This window comes from Lentzea roselyniae (assembly GCF_039537795.1).
Classification (GTDB): domain Bacteria; phylum Actinomycetota; class Actinomycetes; order Mycobacteriales; family Pseudonocardiaceae; genus Lentzea; species Lentzea atacamensis.
In genome coordinates this window covers 1-6571 of the sequence record NZ_BAABBE010000089.1, presented here as the reverse complement: position 1 = coordinate 6571, position 6571 = coordinate 1, and the positions used below count along the sequence as shown (strand labels likewise).

General features: G+C 65.8%; 7 protein-coding genes. 2 read left to right on the top strand and 5 right to left on the bottom strand.

Features of this window, described 5'->3' with window-relative positions; translation table 11 throughout:
- From ABFX45_RS45675 to ABFX45_RS45655, 5 genes are all read right to left on the bottom strand, one after another.
- The coding region (locus ABFX45_RS45675) for a DDE-type integrase/transposase/recombinase (RefSeq protein WP_346137344.1) at positions 1–565 on the bottom strand (565 nt) is incomplete at its 3' end.
- Positions 566–582: 17 nt separating this feature from the next.
- Positions 583–1008 (bottom strand): transposase, encoded by a 426-nt coding sequence (locus tag ABFX45_RS45670; protein ID WP_346137343.1) that lies wholly within the window; start codon positions 1006–1008, stop codon positions 583–585.
- 41 nt (positions 1009–1049) lie between these two features.
- Complete coding sequence (locus ABFX45_RS45665; RefSeq protein ID WP_346137342.1) at positions 1050–1334, bottom strand: hypothetical protein; 285 nt, start codon at positions 1332–1334, stop codon at positions 1050–1052.
- A gap of 32 nt (positions 1335–1366) precedes the next feature.
- A complete protein-coding gene (locus ABFX45_RS45660; protein WP_346137341.1) occupies positions 1367–1807 on the bottom strand; it encodes a hypothetical protein in 441 nt (146 codons plus the stop codon).
- 208 nt (positions 1808–2015) lie between these two features.
- Positions 2016–2636: a hypothetical protein gene (locus ABFX45_RS45655; protein WP_346137340.1), complete on the bottom strand. Its 621-nt coding sequence runs from the start codon at positions 2634–2636 to the stop codon at positions 2016–2018.
- Between the two features lie 301 nt (positions 2637–2937).
- Between ABFX45_RS45655 and ABFX45_RS45650 the strand changes: the two genes are divergently transcribed.
- Together ABFX45_RS45650 and ABFX45_RS45645 are read left to right on the top strand one after the other, a co-directional pair.
- A complete protein-coding gene (locus ABFX45_RS45650; protein WP_346137339.1) occupies positions 2938–4227 on the top strand; it encodes a wax ester/triacylglycerol synthase domain-containing protein in 1290 nt (429 codons plus the stop codon).
- A 2-nt stretch (positions 4228–4229) separates the two neighbouring features.
- Positions 4230–6356: an MMPL family transporter gene (locus ABFX45_RS45645; RefSeq protein WP_346137338.1), complete on the top strand. Its 2127-nt coding sequence runs from the start codon at positions 4230–4232 to the stop codon at positions 6354–6356.
- Positions 6357–6571: the final 215 nt, after the last annotated feature.

The window sequence follows — 6571 nt, the reverse complement described above, 5'->3', positions numbered from 1 at the left end:
CGCCGGCTACACGGCGAACTCGGCCTGATCCCGCCCGTGGAACACGAAACCAACCATCACCACACAACCGCACCCGTCCCGACACCGAGCGGGTAATCACACCCTCCATCAAACCCGGTACTTGACACCAAGATCCGTATTGCACTCCCTGGTCGGAGTGGATGATCGTCCCCTCGTCGGGACGGCGGCTGTCGATGGCCATGCCGAGCGCGTTGGTCACTAACGCCGCGGTCGGTGAGGAGTCGATCGACCACCCCACCACACGGCGGGAGTAGACGTCGAGCACGACCGCGCAGTACACCTTGCCCTCGCGGGTGTGATGCTCGGTGATGTCGGTGAGCCACTTACGATTCGGCTCCGTGGCGGTGAAGTCACGATTGACGAGATCGGTGGCGATCAGGTCCGGCTTGGCCCGCCGCCACTTCGGTCGGCCCATCACGCCGACGATGCCGGCGCGGCGCATCAGCAGCTCCACCGCGCCGTGCCCGACCACGATGCCCCGCCCCAGCCGGAGTTCCGCATGGACCCGGCGGGACCCGTAAACCCCACGGGACGTCTGGTGCACCTCGGTGATCAGGTCGGTCAGCCAGGCGTGCCGGATCGACCGTGCCGACGGGCGGCCGGGACAGCCAGTCGTAGTAGCCGGAGACCGACACGTCCACCACCCGGCAGGCGACCTCGACCGGGATCCCTTCGGCGGCCATCACCTTGATCGCCTCGAATCTCCTTTTGGGGCACCACCTCTCGCACTAGCTCGATCGCCCGGCGCGTCGCCCGCAGCTCGGTCTCCAGCTCGGTGATCCGGCGTTTCGCGGCGGTCAGCTCGGCTTTCTCGCCGCTGGTCAGCCCCGGCTCAAGGCCGCGGTCGATCCGGCCCTGTCGTCGCCAGGTGTAGATCGTCTGGTCGCTGATCTCAAGGTCCCTGGCCACATCGGCGACCTTGCGGCCCGCCTCGATCAGGTCCAGCACCTTCCGCCGGAACTCCGGCGGGTATCCACGTCGTCCCATGCCATCCCTCTCAAGATCGAATGGCACAAAAATCCAGGAATCTACCTCCGGAGAACCCAGGGCATACCAGAGCCTCCACCCGACTCGGGGCGGTACACGCCCTCGTCGAGCAACTGGGCGTAGACCTGCAACGGCGCGAGGTCCACGAACCGCGGGCTGGTGAGCACCTCGAGAATCCGCAGGCGCTCCGGCACCGTCAGCTTGTACACCGGGTCCAGTACCGGGCGCGGCACCATCGGCGGCGCAGGCGCCAGGGCGGCCCTGCCGTGCCGGATCGCCGTCGATCGCACCAGCCCGGTCAGTACCGCGGCCTGCCGGGTGGTCATGCCATCGGCGGTCATCGACGCGTAGGCCTGGGTCAGCGTTTCTTGCGCTGCTCGTCGGAATCCGCTCTCTCGGACAGACTTTCCAAGAGAGCGTGCGCTTTTCCCATGATCTCCAGAGCGGCCTCGGTGGTGTCCAGCCGCTTGCTCAACCGGGCGTTCTCCCGTGTGAGCCGGGCGATCTCCGTCTGCTCCGCGGACAGCCTGCCGACCTTCTCACCCGGTGCCTTGCCCGCCAGCACGCCGGCATCACGCTGCTTGCGCCACTCGCTGATCAATGACGAGTACAAGCCCTCCCGCCGCAGATACCCGCCACCGTCGCCGTGCTCACACGCCTGCTCATACGCGCTGAGATGCGCGAGCTTCTCCGGCGCGCTGAACGCACGCCGCCGCCTCGGCCCGTCACCACGCGGCTGCTGGGAATCCATCCGCCCATCATCGTCCTCGACCACCGAGGACCTGGCCTTGCGGGTCATGTCAATCAATCCGAATCTCGCCCTGCGTCAGGCCGGTTCGCTGTGAACCACTGGACTCAACTCACCCTGACACGCAGGGCCCTGACACACATCCACACCGGACTTCACGCCAAGATCACAGACTTTGACGTTCCCCTTGAGCCAAGGGCACTCTTGTGGCATGGCCACCGCCTGCTGGGAGCAAGCGGTGGCCATGCCCGCTCGATGTTCAGATCGCCGGTTTGGGCGTGAAAACGATGTTCGCGCTCGTGGCGGCCTCGGTGATGCCCTCCGCCTTACATGCGGCCTGGAGTGCTGTGGCGATTGCCGGCGTGATGTCGTTCGCCTCGCCCGCCACCTGCCAGCCCTTGAGCGGGCCGTCCGCGATCGTCACCGCGCCGGGTTCGATCTCGGTACCGTCCTGGCCGTCGATAGTGACGGTGCTCTTTCCGCCCTGACCACCCAGAGTGATCCAGTCAACCTTCAGTTCAGTCTTGGTGAGGCTGAACTTGGCGCAGTTGCCTTTAGCGCCGATGGCCTGCTCCCCGTAGCTCGCGCCGATGATCTTCGCCTTGTCTTCTCGGGTGTCGTCGCAGGCCGCGGTACCCGCCTGCAAAGTCGCTGTGAACGGTTTCTCGTCGCTGTTCTCGGTCAGTCTCTCCGAAAGTTTGACGACCGGACTGACCGAACAGGTGACCTTCACTTTCGCGGAGGCCGTAGCCTGTGCATCGCCCGCGTCCACCACCTGAGGGCCGATCACGACGGCGCCGACCGCCAGCGCACCGACCCCGAGTACTGTTCCCCATCGAGGGCTCGGTGCTGGGGTTTCTGATTCGTCCGCTATATCCATGTTCGACCTCCTGTGAAATCGGCACGAACGGAACCCTCATTTTTAATATGCACCCAAGTGATTGTCAATTCCCCGATTCAGTGATAAGGCAGCGCAACTCTTTCGGGGGAAAATCCTGATGGTCGCACTCCGGTTCCTGGCCTCGACTTGCGGGACCGGTCATGAGACGCGAAACTCTGTTTCTTCACAACGAGGGAGCGGGCGTGCGCATCGTGGTTGTCAAAGGACACGAACTGCTGACGAATCATCGGCCGGGTGACGTCACGAATGATGAGCGATCGCACGCCGTGAGGGAAAGTAAGTGAGTGCCGCTCCTGGGAAACGATTGAGCGGTCTCGAAGAGGCCTTTGTGCGGCTCGACAGGTGGTACCCGACGGGGAGACTCCAGATCGGTGGGATAGCTCGGCTGACGGGCCAGGCGCCGTCACTCGACGAATTTCGCGAACACGTGCTGCCGCGGCTGGTGAGCTTCCCGGCACTCGGGGTGCGGATCGGTTCCACCCGGCCTTGGATGTGGGAGGGTGTATCCGAGCAGGACGCCGCCGGGCAGTTCTTCACGCGTGCGTGCCCACCGGGCTCCGGGCCGAGTGGTCTGCGGACGGTGGTCGAGGCTGTCCTCGCCGTTCCTCTGCGCCGTGACCGGCCGCTGTGGGAAGTCTGGCTCCTGCACGGTTACGTCAGTGACGAGTGGACCGCGCTGCTGAAAACACACCACGCCGTGCTCGACGGGGCGTCGATCACTCTGGTGCTGAACCGGATTTTCGACGCGATACCCGCCGTGCAGGAGCCGCCCGTACGGCCACCGGCGCCACAGACGAAGAAGACCGATCTTCTGACCGTGGTCCGAGGAACCGGTCGCTTCCTCGCGGGGTTCTTCCCACTGGCCGGCAGGCCGTTCAGCAGGTGCGGCAAGAACAAGAAAGGGAAACGCCAGTTCCGCTGGGCATCGGTCGATCGTGAACGACTGCGGCGTGTCGCCGAACTACACGGGGTAACGGTCAACGACGTCTTCCTGGCCGCGGTCACGGGTGCGATACGACAGTGGCCGCACACCCCGTGGCGGCGCGGGCGGATCAGTCCGGTGTGGACGTTGATGCCAGTGGACCTGCACCGCCGAGAGGGGGATCACCGACCGGGCCTCAAGGCTGCGGCGGTGCGCACCCTGCTGCCCTGCGACGAACCCGATCCACTCAGGAGGCTGGCCGCCATCGCCGGGGCCACGCCACAGGTGAAGGGCTCATCCCGTGTGCCCGTCACCAGTGCCGGCCTGCGCTCGCTGCCGATCTGGTTCCAGCGGCTGATGTTCGCGCTGACCTTCTCGTCGCGGTACGTCAGCATGATCACCAGCAATATGCGAGGACCGGAGTCGGCGCTGTACCACTGCGGCGTGCCGGCGACCCGGTTGGCGCCGCTGGGGCCGCTGCCGAACAAACACCGGCTGGGCGCCTATCTGTACAACGACGCGGAACTGGCGACCATCGGCTTCGTGCTCGATGACGAGCTGCCCGACGGCGAAGAGCTCTGCCTGTTGTGGGTCGAGGCGGTGACCGAACTGGAACAGGCAGGCCGGACGGCATCGCGGTCGCGGTAGCAATGTACGAAGCACTGGGACGTTTCGTCGTTCGTCACCGGCGCTCGACGCTGCTGCTCGGGCTGGGCTTGGCGGCTATTGCCGCGTCGCTCGGCTTCTCGAGTTTCGACCGGTTCACCTACGGTGGAGAACTACAACGGGACGCGGAATCGCTGCGGGCCGCCGAGGAGGTGCGCACCCACCTCCCGCAAGGCGGCGCCGATGTGCTCGTGATCTATCGCAGCACCCGGCAGACCATCGACGATCCCGGTTTCCGCGCCGAGGTGGAGAGCTCGCTGCACGACCTCCCCACCGGGCTGGTGGTCCATGCGGTCACCTACTGGAACAGCGGTGCCCTCATGTTCGCCTCCGGCGACCGCCGGGCGACCGTCGCCGGGCTCACCCTGACTGGCGCGAACGAAACCGAGCGGACGAAGAACTACCAGCGCGTCCGTGCCGCGCTGCGCACGGAAGCGCTTTCCGTCGCCTACACCGGCCCGATCGCCGTGCGCGAAGCCATGGTCACGGCCACCCGTGAAGACATGGCACGTACCGAAATGCTCGCCTTTCCCCTGATCTTCCTGGTACTCTTGTTGGTGTTCCGCAGTCTTGTCGCGGCGTTGCTGCCGGTGGTCACCGGTGGACTGATCCTCGCCGTGACGCTCGGCCTGATGCGGCCGTTGACCGAGCTCATGGACATCTCGGTGCTGGCCGTCAACTCGGTCGCGGTACTGGCACTCGCCGTCGCGGTGGACGCGGCGTTGTTCGTCGTCAGCCGTTTCCGCGAGGAGCTGGCCCGTCAGTCCACAGTGGATGAAGCGGTGGTCGTGACCGTCGCCACTGCCGGGAGGACCGGTGTCTTCTCCTGCCTGACCATCGCTGTTGTCATCCTGGGGCTGACGTTCATCCCGATCGGGCTGACCCGGTCCATAGGCGTGTGCGCCGCACTCGCGATGCTCGTCGGGGCCGTGGTGTGCGTGACGTTGCTGCCCGCGGTGCTGGCGGTGCTCGGCCATCGGGTCGACCTGGTGCGGTTTCGGCTGCCCTCCCCGTTGCGCAGACCGGGAGCGGGCGACCGATTCTGGGGTAAGGTCGGGCGCGCGGTGCTCGCCGAGCCGGTGGGCTATCTGATCGCGGCTGTCGTGACGCTGGCTATTCTGACCACACCTTTCCTGCACACCACGCTGGGTTACCCCGATCAGCGGTCACTGCCCGCACAGAATCCGGCTCGGCTGGCCACCGAACAGTTGCGCGACGACTTCGCGTTGCCTGCCGCCGACCTGGTGCAGGTCGTCACCAGGTTCGGTGAGCCAGTGGACACACCGGACGGCAAGGTGGCCGTCGGCCAGTGGACGCGGCAGCTCACGACGATTCCCGGCGCCAGAATCGCGGTCACCGCGGCGGCCGCAGGCCACCACGCCGTGCAGTACGTCTACTCCGGCGCCGCCGAGTCGGCCACGGCGCTCGATACGGTGCGGCGGATCCGCGCACTGCCACCGCCCGCCGGTGGCGAGGTGCTCGTCAGCGGGGCCGCGGCGATGGCGCTCGACGGCTACGAACTGTTACGAGACCGGCTGCCCGTCGTGCTCCTGTTCATCGCTGTCACCGCGTTCCTGATGCTCGCCGCGCTGCTGAAATCGGTGTTGCTGCCACTGAAGGCATTGGTGGTCAGCGCGCTGTCGCTCGGCGCTTCGTTCGGCGCGCTCACCTGGATCTTCCAGGACGGGCACCTCGTCTGGCTCGTCGGCGCCACCAAGACCGGCTATCTGGACGTGCTCCAGCCGATCATCCTGCTCGTCGCACTTATCGGTTTCTCGATGGACTACGAGTTCATCCTGCTGTCACGTATTCGAGAGCACTACTCCGAGACAGGGGACAACAACGCCTCTATCGTTGCGGGACTGCAACGATCCGGCCCGGTCTTCACCGGCGCCGCGGTGGTGGTGCTGGTCGTCGTCGCCGTGTTCGCGTCCAGCGACATCGTGTTCATCAAACAGTTCTGTGTCGGCTTGTTCGTCGGGGTTCTGGTCGACGCGACACTGGTGCGCGCCGTGCTGGTGCCCTCGAGTATGCGATTGCTCGGCCGGGCGAATTGGTGGTGGCCGGTGAAAACGGCCAGAACTGAACCGCGTCAATTTCGCCCGAACTGATTCGGGGTCTTCGAACTTAACCGGGCACCGTGACTTGGTTGGTGACGCTGCGTGTGCGTAGGCGCTGGTTCTCGGGGTGCGGAAGCCGTAGTACTACAGCCGCAGGCCGTGATCTTTGAGTCGTCGCTGGTAGTGGCATTGCCGGGCGCGGTGTTGGTGGCGTCGTCGCCAGTGTGACCAGGCCTCGGTGTGTGAACGCGGGTGCGGGGTGAAGG

Bases quoted from the DNA above. Each gene is read 5' to 3' on its own strand.
- ABFX45_RS45645 (WP_346137338.1), top strand. From the start codon at position 4,230: ATGTACGAAGCACTGGGACGTTTCGTCGTTCGTCACCGGCGCTCGACG.
- ABFX45_RS45670 (WP_346137343.1), bottom strand. From the start codon at position 1,008: ATGGGACGACGTGGATACCCGCCGGAGTTCCGGCGGAAGGTGCTGGAC.
- ABFX45_RS45665 (WP_346137342.1), bottom strand. From the start codon at position 1,334: ATGACCACCCGGCAGGCCGCGGTACTGACCGGGCTGGTGCGATCGACG.
- ABFX45_RS45660 (WP_346137341.1), bottom strand. From the start codon at position 1,807: ATGACCCGCAAGGCCAGGTCCTCGGTGGTCGAGGACGATGATGGGCGG.
- ABFX45_RS45655 (WP_346137340.1), bottom strand. From the start codon at position 2,636: ATGGATATAGCGGACGAATCAGAAACCCCAGCACCGAGCCCTCGATGG.